The organism is Mycobacterium sp. (assembly GCF_035697385.1).
GTDB lineage: Bacteria > Actinomycetota > Actinomycetes > Mycobacteriales > Mycobacteriaceae > Mycobacterium.
Window position 1 is genome coordinate 43,993 of record NZ_DASSCY010000057.1, and the last position, 15,937, is coordinate 59,929.

The 15,937-nt window shown below is 65.0% G+C and carries 14 protein-coding genes; 8 read left to right on the forward strand and 6 right to left on the reverse strand.

The window, feature by feature from the left end; all coding sequences use genetic code 11:
* Positions 1-43: 43 nt before the first annotated feature.
* Positions 44-2,218, reverse strand: a complete 2,175-nt coding sequence (locus VFH65_RS05255) for a glutamine synthetase III (protein ID WP_353320092.1) — start codon at positions 2,216-2,218, stop codon at positions 44-46.
* A gap of 144 nt (positions 2,219-2,362) precedes the next feature.
* On the opposite strand from VFH65_RS05255, the gene VFH65_RS05260 reads away from it, so the two are divergent.
* Entirely contained in the window at positions 2,363-4,696 is a 2,334-nt protein-coding gene (locus VFH65_RS05260; protein ID WP_353320093.1) for an FdhF/YdeP family oxidoreductase, read from the forward strand.
* On the forward strand, positions 4,684-5,508 hold the full coding sequence (gene fdhD / locus VFH65_RS05265) for a formate dehydrogenase accessory sulfurtransferase FdhD (RefSeq protein ID WP_353320094.1): 825 nt from the start codon (positions 4,684-4,686) through the stop codon (positions 5,506-5,508). The genes VFH65_RS05260 and fdhD overlap by 13 nt, the downstream gene beginning before the upstream one ends.
* A gap of 7 nt (positions 5,509-5,515) precedes the next feature.
* Here the strand turns inward: fdhD and VFH65_RS05270 are convergent, their stop codons facing one another.
* A complete protein-coding gene (locus VFH65_RS05270; RefSeq protein WP_353320095.1) occupies positions 5,516-6,475 on the reverse strand; it encodes an alpha/beta fold hydrolase in 960 nt (319 codons plus the stop codon).
* 177 nt (positions 6,476-6,652) lie between these two features.
* Here VFH65_RS05270 and VFH65_RS05275 point away from each other — a divergent pair, with 177 nt between their 5' ends.
* The 4 genes from VFH65_RS05275 to VFH65_RS05290 all read left to right on the forward strand — a co-directional run bounded on the left by VFH65_RS05275 (position 6,653) and on the right by VFH65_RS05290 (position 10,543).
* Positions 6,653-7,954, forward strand: a complete 1,302-nt coding sequence (locus VFH65_RS05275; RefSeq protein WP_353320096.1) for a nucleotide disphospho-sugar-binding domain-containing protein — start codon at positions 6,653-6,655, stop codon at positions 7,952-7,954.
* A 133-nt stretch (positions 7,955-8,087) separates the two neighbouring features.
* Complete coding sequence (locus VFH65_RS05280) at positions 8,088-8,495, forward strand: hypothetical protein (protein ID WP_353320097.1); 408 nt, start codon at positions 8,088-8,090, stop codon at positions 8,493-8,495.
* Between the two features lie 228 nt (positions 8,496-8,723).
* Positions 8,724-9,983, forward strand: coding sequence for a fatty acid desaturase family protein (locus VFH65_RS05285; RefSeq protein WP_353320098.1), 1,260 nt, complete (start codon positions 8,724-8,726; stop codon positions 9,981-9,983).
* A 95-nt stretch (positions 9,984-10,078) separates the two neighbouring features.
* Positions 10,079-10,543, forward strand: a complete 465-nt coding sequence (locus tag VFH65_RS05290) for a DUF5994 family protein (protein ID WP_353320099.1) — start codon at positions 10,079-10,081, stop codon at positions 10,541-10,543.
* A gap of 12 nt (positions 10,544-10,555) precedes the next feature.
* On the opposite strand, the gene clpX is transcribed toward VFH65_RS05290, so the two are convergent.
* On the reverse strand, positions 10,556-11,836 hold the full coding sequence (clpX, locus tag VFH65_RS05295) for an ATP-dependent Clp protease ATP-binding subunit ClpX (RefSeq protein ID WP_353320100.1): 1,281 nt from the start codon (positions 11,834-11,836) through the stop codon (positions 10,556-10,558).
* Between the two features lie 263 nt (positions 11,837-12,099).
* On the opposite strand from clpX, the gene mmuM reads away from it, so the two are divergent.
* On the forward strand, positions 12,100-12,987 hold the full coding sequence (mmuM, locus tag VFH65_RS05300) for a homocysteine S-methyltransferase (RefSeq protein WP_353320101.1): 888 nt from the start codon (positions 12,100-12,102) through the stop codon (positions 12,985-12,987).
* 76 nt (positions 12,988-13,063) lie between these two features.
* Positions 13,064-13,528: a DUF4189 domain-containing protein gene (locus VFH65_RS05305; RefSeq protein WP_353320102.1), complete on the forward strand. Its 465-nt coding sequence runs from the start codon at positions 13,064-13,066 to the stop codon at positions 13,526-13,528.
* 59 nt (positions 13,529-13,587) lie between these two features.
* On the opposite strand, the gene VFH65_RS05310 is transcribed toward VFH65_RS05305, so the two are convergent.
* From VFH65_RS05310 to tig, 3 genes are all read right to left on the reverse strand, one after another.
* Positions 13,588-14,235 carry an ATP-dependent Clp protease proteolytic subunit gene (locus VFH65_RS05310; RefSeq protein WP_353320103.1) on the reverse strand — a complete coding sequence of 216 codons (648 nt, stop codon included), beginning with the start codon at positions 14,233-14,235 and terminating at the stop codon, positions 13,588-13,590.
* The gene (locus VFH65_RS05315) at positions 14,232-14,819 is read right to left on the reverse strand and encodes an ATP-dependent Clp protease proteolytic subunit (RefSeq protein WP_414688361.1); all 588 of its coding nucleotides are present in this window, start codon (positions 14,817-14,819) and stop codon (positions 14,232-14,234) included. Before VFH65_RS05315 ends, VFH65_RS05310 begins: the two co-directional genes overlap by 4 nt.
* 108 nt (positions 14,820-14,927) lie before the next feature.
* Positions 14,928-15,937 (reverse strand): trigger factor (tig, locus tag VFH65_RS05320; RefSeq protein WP_353320104.1); only part of this gene is annotated, 1,010 nt, incomplete at its 5' end.

Genomic DNA, 15,937 nt, shown 5'->3' on the forward strand with positions numbered 1-15,937 from the left:
CACATCTTGTGGGCACGACCCCCACACCCGGCGACGGCTCGGTCTACAGGATGTACAGCATCTCCTGGTAGGTCGGCAAGGGCCAAAGATCATCGGCCACAATGCCTTCCAGCGTGTCGGCGGCGGCACGGACCGCATCCATCTTCGGCAACAGGCTCTGTGCGTGGGCGGCTTCCTCGGCGGCGGAGTCTCCACCGTGTTCGGCAAGGCCCGCCTTCAGCGCCGCCAGCGCAGCGGTCAGCTCGGAGATCGGGGTGCTTACTGTCTCCAGCAGCGTCATATCGGGCGCCACACCCGCCTTCTTGAGCGCCGCCACGTTCTGCGCCAATTCGGTCTGATACCGGACCGCTGCGGGCAGGATCACCGTCGACCCCAGTTCCAGAGCCAGTTTGGCCTCGACACCGATGGTCAGCGCGTACATCTCCAGGCGGACCTCGTACCGGCTGTGCAGTTCTCGCTCGTTGAAGACGCAGTACTTTTCGAACAGCTCAATGGATTCGGGCTTGATCAGCTCTGGCAGCGCATCCAGCGTGGTCTTAAGGTTCGGCAGGCCCCGCTCGGCGGCCTCGACCTGCCAGTTCTCCGAGTAGCCGTCACCGTTGAACACCACAGCGCCATGCTCGGTGATGATGTCCGTCAGCAGCTTCTGGACGGCCTCGTCGAAGTCCTCGCCGTCCTCCACGGCCTTCTCCAGGATGGTGGCCATGTAATCCAGTGCCTCGGCCATGATCGTGTTGAGCATGATCATCGGGACCGCAACGGTCTGCCCCGAGCCGGGCGCGCGGAACTCGAACCGGTTGCCGGTGAACGCGAAAGGGCTGGTGCGGTTGCGGTCGCCAGGGTCGGTCGGCAGGACCGGCAACGTGTCAACGCCGATGATCATGCTGCCCTTGCCCTTTGACGACGTCGCCGCACCCTTGGCAATCTGCTCGAACACGTCGGCCAGCTGATCACCGAGGAAGATCGAAATGATCGCCGGCGGTGCCTCGTTCGCGCCGAGGCGGTGGTCGTTGGTGGCCGAAGCCACCGAAACCCGCAGCAGCCCAGCATATTTGTGGACGGCGCGGATCACCGCGGCGCAGAACACCAGGAATTGCGCGTTTTCGTGCGGCGTGTCGCCGGGCACCAGCAGGGACCCGAGCTCCGCGTTGCCCATCGAGAAGTTGACGTGCTTACCTGACCCGTTGACACCGGCGAACGGCTTCTCGTGGAACAGGCACTCCATGCCGTGCTTCTTGGCGATCGTCTTGAAGACCGTCATCAACAGCTGCTGGTGGTCTGAGGCGATGTTGCCGCGCTCGAACATCGGGGCGATCTCGAACTGACCCGGCGCGACCTCGTTGTGACGGGTCTTGGCCGGGATGCCGAGCTTGAACAGCTCACGCTCGGTATCCATCATGAAGCCCAGCACCCGCTCGGGCACCGCACCGAAGTAGTGGTCGTCGAATTCCTGCCCCTTGGGCGGCTTCGCGCCGAACAAGGTGCGACCAGCGTTGATCAGATCGGGACGGGCCAGGAAGAAGTGGCGGTCGACCAGGAAGTACTCCTGCTCCGGCCCGCAGAACGCGACGATCTTCGCCAGGTTGTCGTGGCCGAACAGCTTCAGGATCCGCTCGGCGTGGGTGCCCATCGCCTGCTGGCTGCGCAGCAGCGGCGTCTTGTAGTCCAGCGCCTCACCGGTCATCGACACGAACACCGTCGGAATGCACAGGGTGTTGCCGTTGGGGTTCTCGAGGATGTACGCCGGGCTGGTGACGTCCCAACCGGTGTAGCCGCGCGCCTCGAACGTGCTGCGCAGACCACCGGAAGGGAAGCTGGACGCGTCGGGTTCGCCCTGGATCAGCGTTTTGCCCGCAAACTCGGCCAGCGTCTGGCCATCGGAGACCGGCTCTAGGAAGCTGTCGTGCTTCTCAGCAGTCAGCCCTGTCATCGGATAGAAGACGTGCGCGTAGTGCGTGGCCCCCTTCGACAGCGCCCAGTCCTTCATGGCCGAGGCGACCGAGTCGGCGACCGCCGGATCCAGCTTGGCGCCCTTCTCGATGGTGGCGACCACGGACTTGTACACCGCCTTGGGCAACCGCAGCCGCATCTCTGCCATGGTGAAGACGTTGGAGCCGAAGATGGCACCCGGCTCCTCGCCCGGCACGAAGCTGATGGCTGGAGGCACGTACGCCTCGACGTTGTTGATCGCCTGCAAACGGACGGCATTTCCGCTCAACTGAGTTCCTATCGCTGCTGTCGTCCGCTTCTTCTCGACGGACGGTTGACCGGCCAACCCTAGGGACGTCCGATGGCAAACTTGTTACGTCGCCGTCAACGCCAGAATGCGTTTGCTATCGCGGTGGCGTCATAGGCTGGTCCCATGCAGTTGGGCAGAAGGCGCGACACCACACGTGACATCGGCGTCGCCTACGACGAACACTCGGTCATCACCACCGGCGCCGAGCACGAGGCCGCCGGCGTCAAAGCGGTGATGGTGTCACTGCAACGCGGGCTGGAGTCCATGGGCGCGGTCCGCACCGCCGCCGCGCTGCTCCGACTCAACCAGCGCAAAGGCTTCGACTGCCCCGGCTGCGCGTGGCCAGAGGAACATGGCGGCCGCAAGTTCGCCGAGTTCTGTGAGAACGGGGCCAAGGCCGTCGCCGAGGAGGCCACCAAGCGCGTCGTGACGCCCGAGTTCTTCGCGCGCCATTCGGTCGCCGATCTGGAGGGCAGGCCGGAGTACTGGCTCTCGCAGCAGGGGCGGCTGACGCATCCGATGGTGCTACGGCCCGGCGACACCCATTACCGGCCGATCGAGTGGGACGACGCCTACCAGTTGATCGCCGACGAACTGCGCGCGCTGGCCAGCCCGAACGAGGCGGTGTTCTACACGTCCGGACGCACCAGCAACGAGGCCGCGTTTCTGTACCAGTTGATGGTCCGCAGCTTCGGCACCAACAACCTGCCGGACTGTTCCAACATGTGCCACGAGTCCTCGGGCGCGGCGCTGATCGAAGCGATCGGTATCGGCAAGGGTTCGGTCACGGTCGAGGACGTCACCGCGGCAGACCTGATCGTCATCGCCGGCCAGAACCCGGGCACCAACCACCCCAGGATGCTCTCGGTGCTGGAGAAGGCGAAGGCCAACGGCGCCAAGATCATTGCGGTCAACCCGCTGCCCGAGGCCGGCCTGATCCGGTTCAAGGATCCGCAGAAGGTGCACGGCGTCATCGGGCACGGCGTCCCGATCGCCGATGAGTTCGTACAGATCCGGCTCGGCGGCGATATGGCGCTGTTCGCCGGACTCGGCCGGCTGCTGTTGGAGGCCGACGATGCCGCCCCCGGCACGGTCGTCGACCGTGACTTCGTCGACGGGCATTGCGCGGGCTTCGCCGAGTACGAAGCCCGAACGCGGGCGGTCGACATCGACACGGTGTTGGAAGCCACCGGAATCGAGCGGGCGCAGCTGGAGCGGGTGGCGAAGATGATGGTCGCCTCAGAGCGCACGATCGTGTGCTGGGCCATGGGTCTTACGCAGCACAAGCACGCCGTGCCGAGCATTTCGGAGATCACCAACGTGCTGCTGATGCGCGGCATGATCGGCAAGCCGGGCGCCGGATTGTGCCCAGTGCGTGGGCATTCCAACGTCCAAGGCGACCGCACGATGGGCATCTGGGAGAAGATGCCCGAGAAGTTCCTCGCAGCATTGGACGCCCGGTTCGGCATCGTCAGCCCGCGCGAGCATGGTGTCGACACCGTGGACGCCATCCGCGCGATGCGCGACGGCCGCGCCAAGGTGTTCATGGGCATGGGCGGCAACTTCGCGACGGCCACCCCCGACACCGTGGTCACCGAGGCAGCGCTTCGCAGCTGCTCGCTCACGGTGCAGGTGTCGACGAAGCTGAACCGCAGTCATGTGGTGCACGGGGCCACCGCGTTGATCCTGCCGTCGTTGGGCCGCACCGACCGTGACATCCAGAACGGCGTGAAACAGCAGGTTTCGGTTGAGGATTCGATGTCGATGGTGCACCTGTCGCGCGGCAGCCTGCACCCGCCCAGCGACGAAGTCCGCAGTGAGGTTGCGATTGTCTGCCAGCTGGCCCGCACTCTGCTCGGCCCCGATCACCCGGTGCCGTGGGAGCGGTTCAACGGCGACTACGACACCGTCCGCGACGCGATCGCGGCCGTGGTTCCCGGGTGTGACGACTACAACCGCAAAGTGCGCGCACCCGACGGCTTCCAGCTTCCACACGGTCCACGAGACTCCCGCGAATTCCCTACCAGCACAGGCAAAGCCAACTTCTCGGTCAACCCGCTGGAATGGGTTCCCGTACCGCCCGGGCGCCTGATACTGCAAACCATGCGCAGCCACGACCAGTACAACACCACCATCTACGGGCTCGACGACCGCTACCGCGGCGTGAAGGGCGGCCGCCGGGTGGTGTTCGTCAACCCGGCCGACATCGAGTCGTTCGGCCTCAAAGACGGTGACCGCGTCGATCTGGTGTCCGAGTTCACTAACGGCGACGGACAGCTGCAAGAGCGGCGCGCGAAGGACTTCAGGGTCGTCGCCTATTCCACTCCGCAAGGCAACGCCGCGGCCTACTATCCCGAGACCAATCCGCTGGTCGCCCTGGATCACGTTGCCGCCAAGTCGAATACGCCGGTGTCGAAGGCGATCGTGATAAGACTGGAGCGGGCATGGGGCGGGTAACGGCGCGACGCCGGGTGCAGCACGTCACCGCCGACGACGCGGTGGCACGCCCGGAAACGCTCGTCGTCGAGGAACCGTTGGAGATCCGCGTCAACGGCACACCGATCACGGTCACCATGCGCACGCCGGGCTCGGATATCGAACTGGCGCAGGGTTTCTTGCTCACCGAGGGGGTCATCGGTTGTCGCGATGACGTCCTCACGGTGCGGTACTGCAAGGGCGCGGGGCCGGACAACCTCAACACCTACAACGTGCTCGACGTGACGCTCGCGCCTGGCGTGGCCATGCCCGACGTGGATGTGACCCGCAACTTCTACACCACCTCGTCGTGCGGAGTCTGCGGCAAGGCCTCACTGGAGGCCGTGCAGCTGATCAGTCGCCACGGCCCTGGCGACGATCCGTCAATGGTCGCCGCCGAAACCCTGTCCGCCATGCCGGACCGGCTGCGTCAGGCGCAGAAGGTGTTCGCCACTACGGGCGGCCTGCACGGCGCGGCGCTGTTCGATGTCGACGGCACCACGCTGGTCGTTCGTGAAGACATCGGCAGGCACAACGCCGTCGACAAAGTGATCGGGTGGGCGCTGGAGCAGGATCGGATACCGCTCACCGCGACGGTGCTGCTGGTCAGCGGCCGGGCATCATTCGAACTCACCCAGAAGGCGGTGATGGCGGGCATCCCGATACTGGCCGCGGTGTCGGCGCCGTCGTCGCTGGCGGTCGACCTGGCCAGCCAGTCCGGGCTTACCCTGGTGGCCTTCCTGAGGGGCGACTCAATGAACATCTACACCCGCCCCGACCGCATCAAACGGTAGGTCGAGGTCAGGCTGCGTTCGCGAGCTGCGAATGCCGTTGTCCGACAGGATAAACCTGCGCTGTAGGCACCGCGTCGGTGCCGATGCTCGTATCGATCGTGCGGCTGATGGCGTCCGTGACTGCGTGGGAGGCTTCGTGAGGAAGCATGTGCCCGGCCCTCGGGATGTGCACGTGTGTGGCACCGGGGATGGCGGCGGCCATGCTGCGGGAGTGCGACGGTGGGGTCACGAAGTCGGCTCCGCCGCTGATGATGGTCGTCCGAGCGCGAATCGAGTCGAGGGTGGCGTATTGGTCGTAGGACCGCAGACCGGGGAGGAACCCGACGGCGGTGGTCAGGGATGCTGCGGCCATGGCCGTATCGAACAGCGATGCCAGCGTGGCGCGCGCGTGTGTGCCGACCTGGAATGCGAGTGTGGCGCGCACGGGCTTGGTGAGTAGGCGAACTGCCCGTTGAGGTGCACGTGTCGCGAACTTGCACAGCACGTCGGTGGCGGGACTGGCCAGAAGTCGGGCGACGCCGTGCTCAGCGAGCCGGCCCGCCGCGGTGGCGACGAGGACGACTCCGTGCGGCTCCACGGGCCGATCGGCCGGAGGCAGGCCCAGGTAGGCGAGGGCGACCATCCCGCCCATCGAATGCCCCACGAGGGTGAGCGGGCCTGTCACGTCGAGTGCTGCCAGGACGTCGGCGAGGTCGGCGGCGAGCTGCTCGATGAAGTAGGTGCTTGTCGGGGCCGAATCCGACCTGCCGTGGCCGCGGTGGTCATAGCTGATGATCCGGATTCGACTGCCCCACTGCCGGGTCAGGTGACGGATCTGGCCGGCCCACGATCCCTGCTCAAGGCACAAACCGTGCAGGAGTACGACGGTGACCTCGGCGTCAAGGGGGTCTTGGTCTCGCACGGCGAGCCGCACGCCGTCGCGGACGGTGACTGTCCGTTCGGTGTCGGCCGTGCTTGAAGTACTCATGACGGAATACTCATTGATCGAGTCGTGGTTCCGTAATCGTCGGGAAGCCAGATTCCGCTCCGTAAAGGGAACGGTTTCCTATCCGCTAGGTAAGCCGCTAGCGGCCTGCCTGCAATCTCCACCCGATCTCCACGAAACCTCCAAGCTTGCGCGCGGGCGGTCGCCGAGCATCGTGGCATGCCAGAGATCCTCATCGCCTCGCTGTCGCCGCTCGGGCACATCGGACCGCTGTTGAACGTCGCCCAGGGTTTGGTTGACCGCGGCGACCGCGTGACCGTGCTGACGTCAGCCGCCCACGCCGCCAAGATCCGCGCGATCGGCGCCCTCCCGAAAGCGATACCAGCCGAGGCCGACTTCGACATGACCCGCCTGGACATCGACCTGCCCGGCCGTGCCGACACATCCGGCATCAAGCGGGTCAACTTCGACATCGTCCGGCTGTTCGTGCAGCCGATGCCATATCAGGCACAGGCGCTGTCGCAGCTGATGGCGCAGACGCAGTTCGACGCGGTCATCGTCGACGCGGGCTTCTTCGGAATCCTGCCGTTTCTGCTCGGCGATCGCGCCGCCCGCCCGCCGGTATTGTCCTACACCACAACGCCATTGATGATCAGCAGCCGCGACACCGCCCCCAGCGGCTTGGGCATGGCGCCGTCGTCAAGCGCGCTCGGGCGGCTGCGCAACGGCGCGCTGTCCGTCTTTTCGCAGAAGGTGTTGCTGCGTGAATCACAGAAGGCAGCCAACTACCTGCTGAACCGGCTGAACAGCCGCCCGCTGCCCATGTTCCTCCTGGATGCCGGGTTGTTGGCCGACCGCTACATCGCTCCGACGGTTCCCGAATTCGACTATCCGCGCAGCGATTTGCCGTCGAACGTGCGCTATGTCGGCGCAGTCCACCCGACGCCGTCGCGGGGGTTTCGCCGCCCACCATGGTGGTCACAACTCGACGGCGACCGTCCCGTCGTCCACGTCACCCAGGGCACCATCGACAACGCCGACCTGGGCCGGCTGGTGGAGCCGACCATCGAAGCGCTGGGTGGCGAGGACGTCATCGTGGTGGCGACCACAGGGGGGCGCCCCCTTTCCCAACTCCGACTGCCGTTGCCGACCAATACCTTTGTCGCCGAATACATTCCGCACGATGTGCTGCTGCCCAAGATCGACGTGATGGTCACCAACGGAGGCTACGGCGCGGTACAGCGGGCGCTTGCGGCTGGGGTGCCGCTGGTGGTTGCCGGAAACACGGAGGACAAGCCGGAGGTCGCCGCGCGGGTGGCGTGGACCGGTGCGGGCATCAACCTGAAGACGGGCACGCCGACCGCCGGCGCGATTCGTGCCGCTGTGCGCAAGGTGCTCAACGACGGGCGTTACCTGCGCGGCGCACGTGACCTCGAGGCCGCATTCGCCCGTCGCAACGGCGTTGCCGAGATCGCGGCACTCGTCGATGAGGTCATCAGCGAGCGCAGTGTGGTGGGCTAGCTGTGAACCCGTGTGCCGATCCGTTCGGCCGACCGCCCATCGAGATGTTGAGCGTGAATCTGCGGGAAGACCGCCCGAAGTCGCGTAGTCGACTACTCGTGTGCACCGCAAGGCTCCGGATAAGTCTCGGACCATGGTTACCGAACTGCAGTTCGTCGCGATAGCGGCCTTCTTGCTCTGGTGTCTCGTCAGCTCGCTGAGCGGCGTGCTCGCGCTGGATCCAGACCAAGCGCAGCTGGTGTGGCGGGAGCACGGACCCGACGGCTGGGACGGGTGGCGGGAGGCGTACTTCGCCTTGAGCCCGGCAGATCACCGGAGGCTGATGCGGCCCGAACCGGTGCTCGACCTGACGGCGCGAGCTGCGCTGCTCGACACCGTGATGGAACAAACCCGACAGCCCAGCACCGACGCCATCCAGTTCGCCGTCGTGCGGATGTCATCCGAGGCCGATCAACCGACTCTCGTGTTCCTGTCCGACCAGGTGGCGATCGCTCCGGCGACGCCGTCGGCCGACACATGGCAGGAAGCCCAGACCACGTAGCCGTCGCTTTCTCCGGAAAGGCCAGCGGATCGCGGCTGCCGTAGACTCGAAACAGGAAGCGACATTCCGCCCCGGGCCGCCGGTCCGAGGGGTTCACCGGTCTCGGCAGGTGAACCGAATCTTCACCGAATCGTGGATGCTCGGCACAGCGTGCAGACCACGGATGGGACGGATTAGCACAGGCGCATCCACACGACGCGCTCCATCCCATCGATTCAAGGATTCGAAGTGGCTATTAGCCGGGTCGCTGCCTATGCGCACCTCAGTGATGCGGACGTCGAAGCATTCGGGCGCGAACTCGATGCCATCCGCACCGACATCACCGACAGTCTCGGATCGAAGGACGCCGCGTACATCCGCCGCACGATCATGTTCCAGCGGACGTTGGACGTCGCTGCACGGCTGGTCATCGGCGTTAGCCGGAGGCGGACGGGCTGGCTTGCCGGCACGATCGCCCTCGCCGCTGCGAAGAGCATCGAGAACATGGAAATCGCCCACAATGTCAGTCACGGCCAATGGGATTGGATGAACGACCCGGAGATCCACTCCAGCACGTGGGAGTGGGACATGCCGGGTCTCTCCTCCCAATGGCGCTATTCGCACAACTACACACATCACATGTACACCAACGTCCTCGGTATGGACGACGACATGGGTTTCGGCATCATGCGCATTACCCGCGACGAGCCCTGGCAGCCGAGCCACCTGATCCAGCCGCTGAGAAACTTCTTGCTCGCGGCGATTTTCGAATGGGGTATCGCCCTGCATGGCCTGCACTCGGTGCACGACCGCGCGGCCGAGGACGACGCCCAGAGATCCGTGGAGTCAAAGGCGCTGGCCGCGAAGGTCGCACGCCAGGTATCCAAGGATTATCTGCTCTTTCCCGCGCTGAGCGGACGGCGATGGCGCAGGACGCTTTCGGCCAACGCCACCGCCAATCTGCTCAGGAACCTGTGGGCCTATGTAGTGATCTTTTGCGGCCATTTCCCCGACGGCGCAGAGAAATTCGATCCAGCCGTGGTCGAGCGCGAGACGAAGTCCGAATGGTATCTACGCCAGATGCTCGGCACTGCGAACTTCGATGCCGGACGCGCATTGGCCTTTATGAGCGGACACCTCTGCTACCAGATCGAGCATCATCTGTTCCCCGACCTTCCCGCCAATCGGCTGCCTGAAATCGCTGTGGCAGTGCGCGCACTGTGCGACAAGTACGACCTGCCCTACACCACAGGTTCACTGCCACGTCAGTATCTGCTGACGCTGCGCACGATTCACAAGCTTGCCGTCCCTGACCGGTTCCTGACGGCCACGTCCGACGACGCACCCGAGACGGCGTCGGAGCGCATGTTCGGTAGTCACACCGCGACGACGGTCGAATTCGCGCAAGGGATTGAGCGTCGCGGGTTGCGCGCTGCGCTGGAACGGCGTCGGCCGCGAACCGCCTCACGCCGGCTTCGCGCGGCCTGGATCAAGGCGCGTAGCGTATGAAGTATCGGCGGCACTTCGCATGTGACCGTTCAGAGGTTGTGTCGTCGCCGATTCGCAAATCTGGCCGGTTTCGCGGCTAGGACAGGAGCGTCGCCATGACGCAACAAGAATCCCAAACCGCCGCCGGTCGACACCCATCTCCGCCGGATTTCACGCCGCGTCTGCGAATGAAGCCGAAGGCGCCACGAAGCGGATATGTAGACGGGGCCTGGTGGCCGCGGAGTGACGATCTCACGAGCGAGCTTCCAGATCTGCTTGCAGTGCTATCGGTTCGGCTCGGCCGTATCGAGCGCGTCATGTACAACCTCGGCGAGTGGGCAGTGGCACCGCGGAAGGCCGTCGTTGGCGAGAACGCTGTCCGGCTCGACGGATACCGGCGTCAGCCGATCAACACCCTCGAGGTACTCGGCGCCACCCGCGGGCGAATCGTATTACTGGTCGTCCCGCCCGACACTGACCCGGACCAGGCTCACTCGACGATGATGGCCGCTGCCGCTCCGAACAATGACGCCACGGTCGACGGCTTGCTTCTGGTCGCTGCCGCCGATGCGGCTAACTGAGGCCGCGAAGACTTAAGCGCTCTTGTCGCGCCGCTCGGGACGCGCAGGCTTGCGCGGCACGATGGTCGGCAGGACGTTGTCCTCCACCGTTTCCTTGGTCACGACGACCTTGGCGACATCGTCGCGGCTGGGGATGTCGTACATCACCGGCAGCAGGACTTCTTCCATGATGGCGCGCAGGCCTCGAGCGCCGGTGCCGCGGTGGATCGCCTGATCGGCGATCGACTCCAGCGCGTCGCCGGTGAATTCGAGCTCCACGCCGTCCATCTCGAACAGCCGGGTGTATTGCTTGACCAACGCGTTCTTCGGCTCGGACAGGATCTTGACCAACGACTCCTTGTCGAGGTTGGTCACCGACGCCACCACGGGCAGCCGGCCGATGAACTCTGGAATCAGGCCGAACTTGATCAGGTCCTCGGGCATGACCTCGGCGAAGTGATCCTGGGTATCGATCTCGGCCTTCGAGTGCACCTCGGCGCCGAAGCCCAGGCCGCGTTTGCCCACCCGGTCCGAGACGATCTTCTCCAGCCCGGCGAACGCGCCCGCCACGATGAACAGCACGTTGGTGGTGTCGATCTGAATGAACTCCTGGTGCGGGTGCTTACGTCCGCCCTGCGGAGGCACCGACGCCTGCGTCCCCTCGAGGATCTTCAGCAGCGCCTGCTGCACGCCCTCGCCGGACACGTCGCGGGTGATCGACGGGTTCTCGCTCTTGCGGGCGATCTTGTCGACCTCGTCGATGTAGATGATCCCGGTCTCGGCGCGCTTGACGTCATAGTCGGCGGCCTGGATCAGCTTGAGCAAAATGTTCTCGACGTCCTCGCCGACATAGCCGGCCTCCGTCAAGGCGGTGGCGTCAGCAATCGCGAACGGGACGTTGAGCATCTTGGCCAGCGTCTGCGCGAGGTAAGTCTTGCCGCAGCCCGTCGGGCCGAGCATCAAGATGTTGGACTTGGACAGCTCGACCGGCTCGGCGCGGGTGTCGCGCATCTTCTCGCCGGCCTGGATGCGCTTGTAGTGGTTGTAGACCGCCACTGCCAGCGTGCGCTTCGCGGTGTCCTGACCAATTACATAGCCCTCGAGGAAATCGCGGATTTCGACCGGCTTGGGCAGCTCGTCGAGCTTGACGTCGTCGGCGTCGGCAAGTTCCTCTTCGATGATCTCGTTGCACAGATCAATGCATTCATCGCAGATATAGACGCCGGGGCCCGCAATGAGTTTCTTAACCTGCTTTTGACTCTTCCCGCAGAACGAGCACTTCAGCAGGTCACCGCCGTCTCCAATGCGCGCCATGGTGGTGGGGTCCTACTTTCCTGTTTGCAGTCGGTAAACAGTACGTTCTTGGGTTACCTCAGGTACTTGGTCCCGACGCTACCCGCTTGTTCCGGCGCGATGCGACCGATAAAGCCGAATCGCGTCGGTGGTATTTATCTGTGTTCCGCAGAACATATCGTCTGACTCCCCCCATGACCCCGCGGACGCGCCACCGTGTCCCTGGCGTGTCGCCAGCGTTATCGGACCGAGAGGGCAGTCCCGAACGGCCGTAGAGTTGCGCCGTGGTGTTCGCTCTGCCCCACGATACCGTGCTGATCAGTGACGGCGGCCTGGCAACCGAGCTCGAGGCCCGCGGCCACGACCTGTCCGACGACCTGTGGTCAGCTCGGCTACTCGTCGATGCTCCCGAGGAGATCGTCGCAGTACACGCAGCGTTCTTCCGCGCGGGCGCGGTATTCGCCACGACCGCGAGTTACCAGGCTTCCTTCGACGGTTTCGCGGAACGCGGAATCGGACGTGACGACGCCGCTCGGCTCTTGCGACGCAGCGTCGAGCTGGCCAAGACAGCCCGCGACGAGGTGGGCGGGGAAAGGTGGGTGGCCGCGTCCGTCGGTCCGTACGGCGCTGCGCTGGCCAACGGCGAGGAATACGTCGGTCGCTATGGGCTGACCGTCAAACAGTTGATGGACTGGCACCGCCCGCGGCTGGAGGTTCTCGTCAACGCCGGGCCCGACGTACTGGCGGTCGAAACGATCCCCGACATCGACGAGGCCGAGGCGGTGGTCGCGCTGGTGCGCGAGTTCGGGGTGCCGGCTTGGCTGTCTTACACCATCGAAGGGGCGTCGACGCGCGCCGGGCAGTCGCTCACCGACGCTTTCGCGCTCGCCGCCGACGTGCCGGAAGTCGTTGCGGTGGGCGTGAATTGCTGCGCACCCCAAGACGTCGAGCATGCGGTCGGAGTGGCCCGGGAGGTGACCGGCAAGCCGGTCGTCGTCTACCCCAACAGCGGCGAGGAATGGGACGGCGCCCGTCGAACGTGGATCGGACGATCGCATTGGTCTGCCGAACTCGCGCCGCGATGGGTGGTCGCGGGAGCACGCATCATCGGCGGATGCTGCCGGGTACGGCCATCGGATATCGGCCAGATCAAGGATGCTGTCGCGAATTGAGGCACATGCCTCATGTGCCGAGACGCCCCAAACGAGGACCGTCAGGTGACCAAGACATACCAACCAAGGAGTCACCATGACGCACAAACCGCACGCAAAGAGCCGGATCGCGGCGACCACCATGCTGGCCGCCGGCGCCCTAGTCGCCGGGGCGCTGGGCACCCCGCCAGCCGACGCCAACGCCGACCTCTTCGTTGCCCTCGCCTGGTCGTGGAAAACCAGCGTCCCCGGCTTCGCCAATAACCAGCCGGACAGCGAAAGCGCCAGATTCGCGGCGCTGAGGAATTGCCAAGATGTCAACGGCGGCAACAACTGCATCTGGTACGGCAGTTTCAGAAACGAGTGCGCCGCGCTGGCAATCGATGAGTACGAGGTGTGGGTCACCGGAGCCGGTCCGGATGTACGGATAGCCGAACAGAAGGCCCTTGCTCAGCTGCCCGGCGGTCGCATCGCGGTGTCGGGTTGCGCGCAAAACAGCCAACCCGCTCCCCCGCGCAAGGTGCCGTTCACATTGGCTCCGCCAGCCCCCGCGCAACAGTGACAGACAGTCCCGGCCACCGGGGGCCTGGCATATAGCGGCAGAGACGCCGTCCGCCGATCCTAGGCCGTCTGAGCCGAGAGCTTGCGGTACTCCAGCACCGTGTCGATGATGCCGTAGTCCTTGGCCTCGGCGGCCGTGAGGATCTTGTCGCGATCGGTGTCCTTGCGGATGACCGCGGCGTCCTTGCCGGTGTGGTGGGCCAGCGTGGTCTCCATCAAGGTCCGCATCCGCTCGACCTCTCTGGCCTGGATCTCGAGGTCGGAGAACTGGCCCTGGATGACGCCGGAGAGGGCGGGCTGGTGGATCAGCACCCGCGCGTTCGGCAGCGCGAGGCGCTTGCCCGGACTTCCGGCGGCCAGCAGCACGGCGGCCGCCGACGCGGCCTGTCCGAGGCACACGGTCTGGATGTCGGCGCGCACGTACTGCATGGTGTCGTAGATCGCCATCAGCGAGGTGAACGAGCCGCCGGGCGAGTTGATGTACATGGTGATGTCGCGGTCGGGATCCAGCGACTCCAGCACCAGCAGCTGCGCCATGATGTCGTTGGCCGATGCGTCGTCGACCTGCACGCCGAGGAAGATGATGCGTTCCTCGAAGAGCTTGTTGTACGGGTTGGACTCCTTGATGCCGAAGCTCGAGTGCTCGACGAACGACGGCAGGATGTAACGCGCCTGCGGCTGCATCCGGGGATCCGTGTAATCGGTCATGATGGCGAAACTCCGTTGATGTGGGCGCTGGTGATGATGTGGTCGACGAACCCGTATTCGAGGGCCTCCTGCGCCGTGAACCAACGGTCGCGGTCGGAGTCCGTCTCGATGCGTTCGAGCGTCTGGCCGGTGAACTCGGCGTTCAGCCGGAACATCTCCTTTTTGATGACCGTGAACTGCTCGGCCTGGATGGCGATATCCGCGGCGCTGCCGGTGACGCCACCGAGCGGCTGATGCATCAAGATGCGGGCGTGCGGCAGCGCGTAACGCTTGCCCTTGGCGCCCGCGGCAAGCAGGAACTGAGCCATCGAGGCGGCCATGCCCATTCCATAGGTGGCGATGTCGCACGGCGCCAGCACCATCGTGTCGTAGACGGCCATGCCCGCGCTGATCGAACCGCCGGGCGAGTTGATGTAGAGGTTGATGTCTTTGGTTGGGTCCTCGGCGGCCAGCAGCAGAATCTGCGCGCACAGCCGGTTGGCGATGTCGTCGTCAACCTGCGATCCCAGGAAGATGATGCGCTCGGCGAGCAACCGCTCGTAGACCGAGTCGACAAGATTGAGGCCCTGCGAGGCGCCACGCATATCCGTCACGACTGGATACCTGCTTTCTTTCAAAGTCTTGGTACTCACCGACACTAACCAACCTGCGCCGCCGCGCACTCCCTAGACAGCGCCCGTTCGCTCAGAGCGTCACTTGGCGTCGGCGGTTGCCTCTTCAGCCGGGGTCTCGGCCTGCTGCTCGGTGGACGGGCCGAAGAACTCCGTGGTGTCGATCACGTTGCCGTCGGTGTCGGTGACGGTTGCGCCGTGCACCACCGCGGCCACTGTCAGCCCACGCCGGACGTCGGCGAACATCGCCGGCAGCTGGTTGTTCTCCTGCAGGTAGCCCAGCAGCTGCTGCGGCTCCAGACCGTACTGCCGCGACATCAGCACGAGCCGCTCGCTGAGGTCGTTCTGTCCGACCTGAATGTCGAGCTTGTCGGCGACGGCGTCCATCAACAGCTGAGTCTTGACTGCCTTCTCGGCGTTGCTGCGGTTGTCCTTGTCGAACTCCTCGCGGGTGCTGCCCTGCTCGACCAGTGCCTCGGCGAACCGCTCCTCGTCGTGGTCGAGGGTGTGGATCGCGTTGTGCAGTGTGTCGTTGACCTGAGCCTCCACGACCTTCTCGGGCAGCGGGACATCGACCTGCTCGAGCAACACCTCCAAAGCCTTATCGCGGATCTGCTCGGCCTGCTGGATGCGCTTGACCCGGCTCACCTGCTCGGTGAGGCTGTTGCGCAGTTCGTCAATCGTGTCGAATTCGCTTGCCAGTTGGGCGAAATCGTCGTCGGGCTCGGGCAGTTCGCGTTCCTTGACCGACTTGACGGTGACGGTCACCTGCGCCTCCTCGCCGGCATGGTCACCGGCGGCCAGCGTAGTGGTGAAGACGCGGCTCTCGCCCTCCTTGAGTCCGATGATCGCGTCATCGAGGCCCTCGATCAGCTTGCCTGAGCCGACCTCGTGGGACAGCCCCTCGGTCGCGGCCTCCGGCACCTCGTTGCCGTCGACGGTGGCCGACAGGTCGATCGAGACGAAGTCGCCGCTTTCTGCAGCGCGTTCGACGCCTTTGAGCGTGCCGAACCGGGCGCGCAGATTTTGCAGCTCGGTGTCGACCTCTTCGTCGTTCACCTCGATCGGGTCGACGGTGATCTTCAAGCCCT

Bases quoted from the DNA above. Each gene is read 5' to 3' on its own strand.
- VFH65_RS05270 (WP_353320095.1), bottom strand. From the start codon at position 6,475: ATGAGTACTTCAAGCACGGCCGACACCGAACGGACAGTCACCGTCCGC.
- clpX (WP_353320100.1), bottom strand. From the start codon at position 11,836: ATGGCGCGCATTGGAGACGGCGGTGACCTGCTGAAGTGCTCGTTCTGC.
- fdhD (WP_353320094.1), top strand. From the start codon at position 4,684: ATGGGGCGGGTAACGGCGCGACGCCGGGTGCAGCACGTCACCGCCGAC.
- VFH65_RS05315 (WP_414688361.1), bottom strand. From the start codon at position 14,819: ATGCGTGGCGCCTCGCAGGGCCTCAATCTTGTCGACTCGGTCTACGAG.
- VFH65_RS05275 (WP_353320096.1), top strand. From the start codon at position 6,653: ATGCCAGAGATCCTCATCGCCTCGCTGTCGCCGCTCGGGCACATCGGA.
- VFH65_RS05290 (WP_353320099.1), top strand. From the start codon at position 10,079: ATGACGCAACAAGAATCCCAAACCGCCGCCGGTCGACACCCATCTCCG.
- VFH65_RS05260 (WP_353320093.1), top strand. From the start codon at position 2,363: ATGCAGTTGGGCAGAAGGCGCGACACCACACGTGACATCGGCGTCGCC.
- VFH65_RS05310 (WP_353320103.1), bottom strand. From the start codon at position 14,235: ATGACCGATTACACGGATCCCCGGATGCAGCCGCAGGCGCGTTACATC.
- VFH65_RS05280 (WP_353320097.1), top strand. From the start codon at position 8,088: ATGGTTACCGAACTGCAGTTCGTCGCGATAGCGGCCTTCTTGCTCTGG.
- VFH65_RS05305 (WP_353320102.1), top strand. From the start codon at position 13,064: ATGACGCACAAACCGCACGCAAAGAGCCGGATCGCGGCGACCACCATG.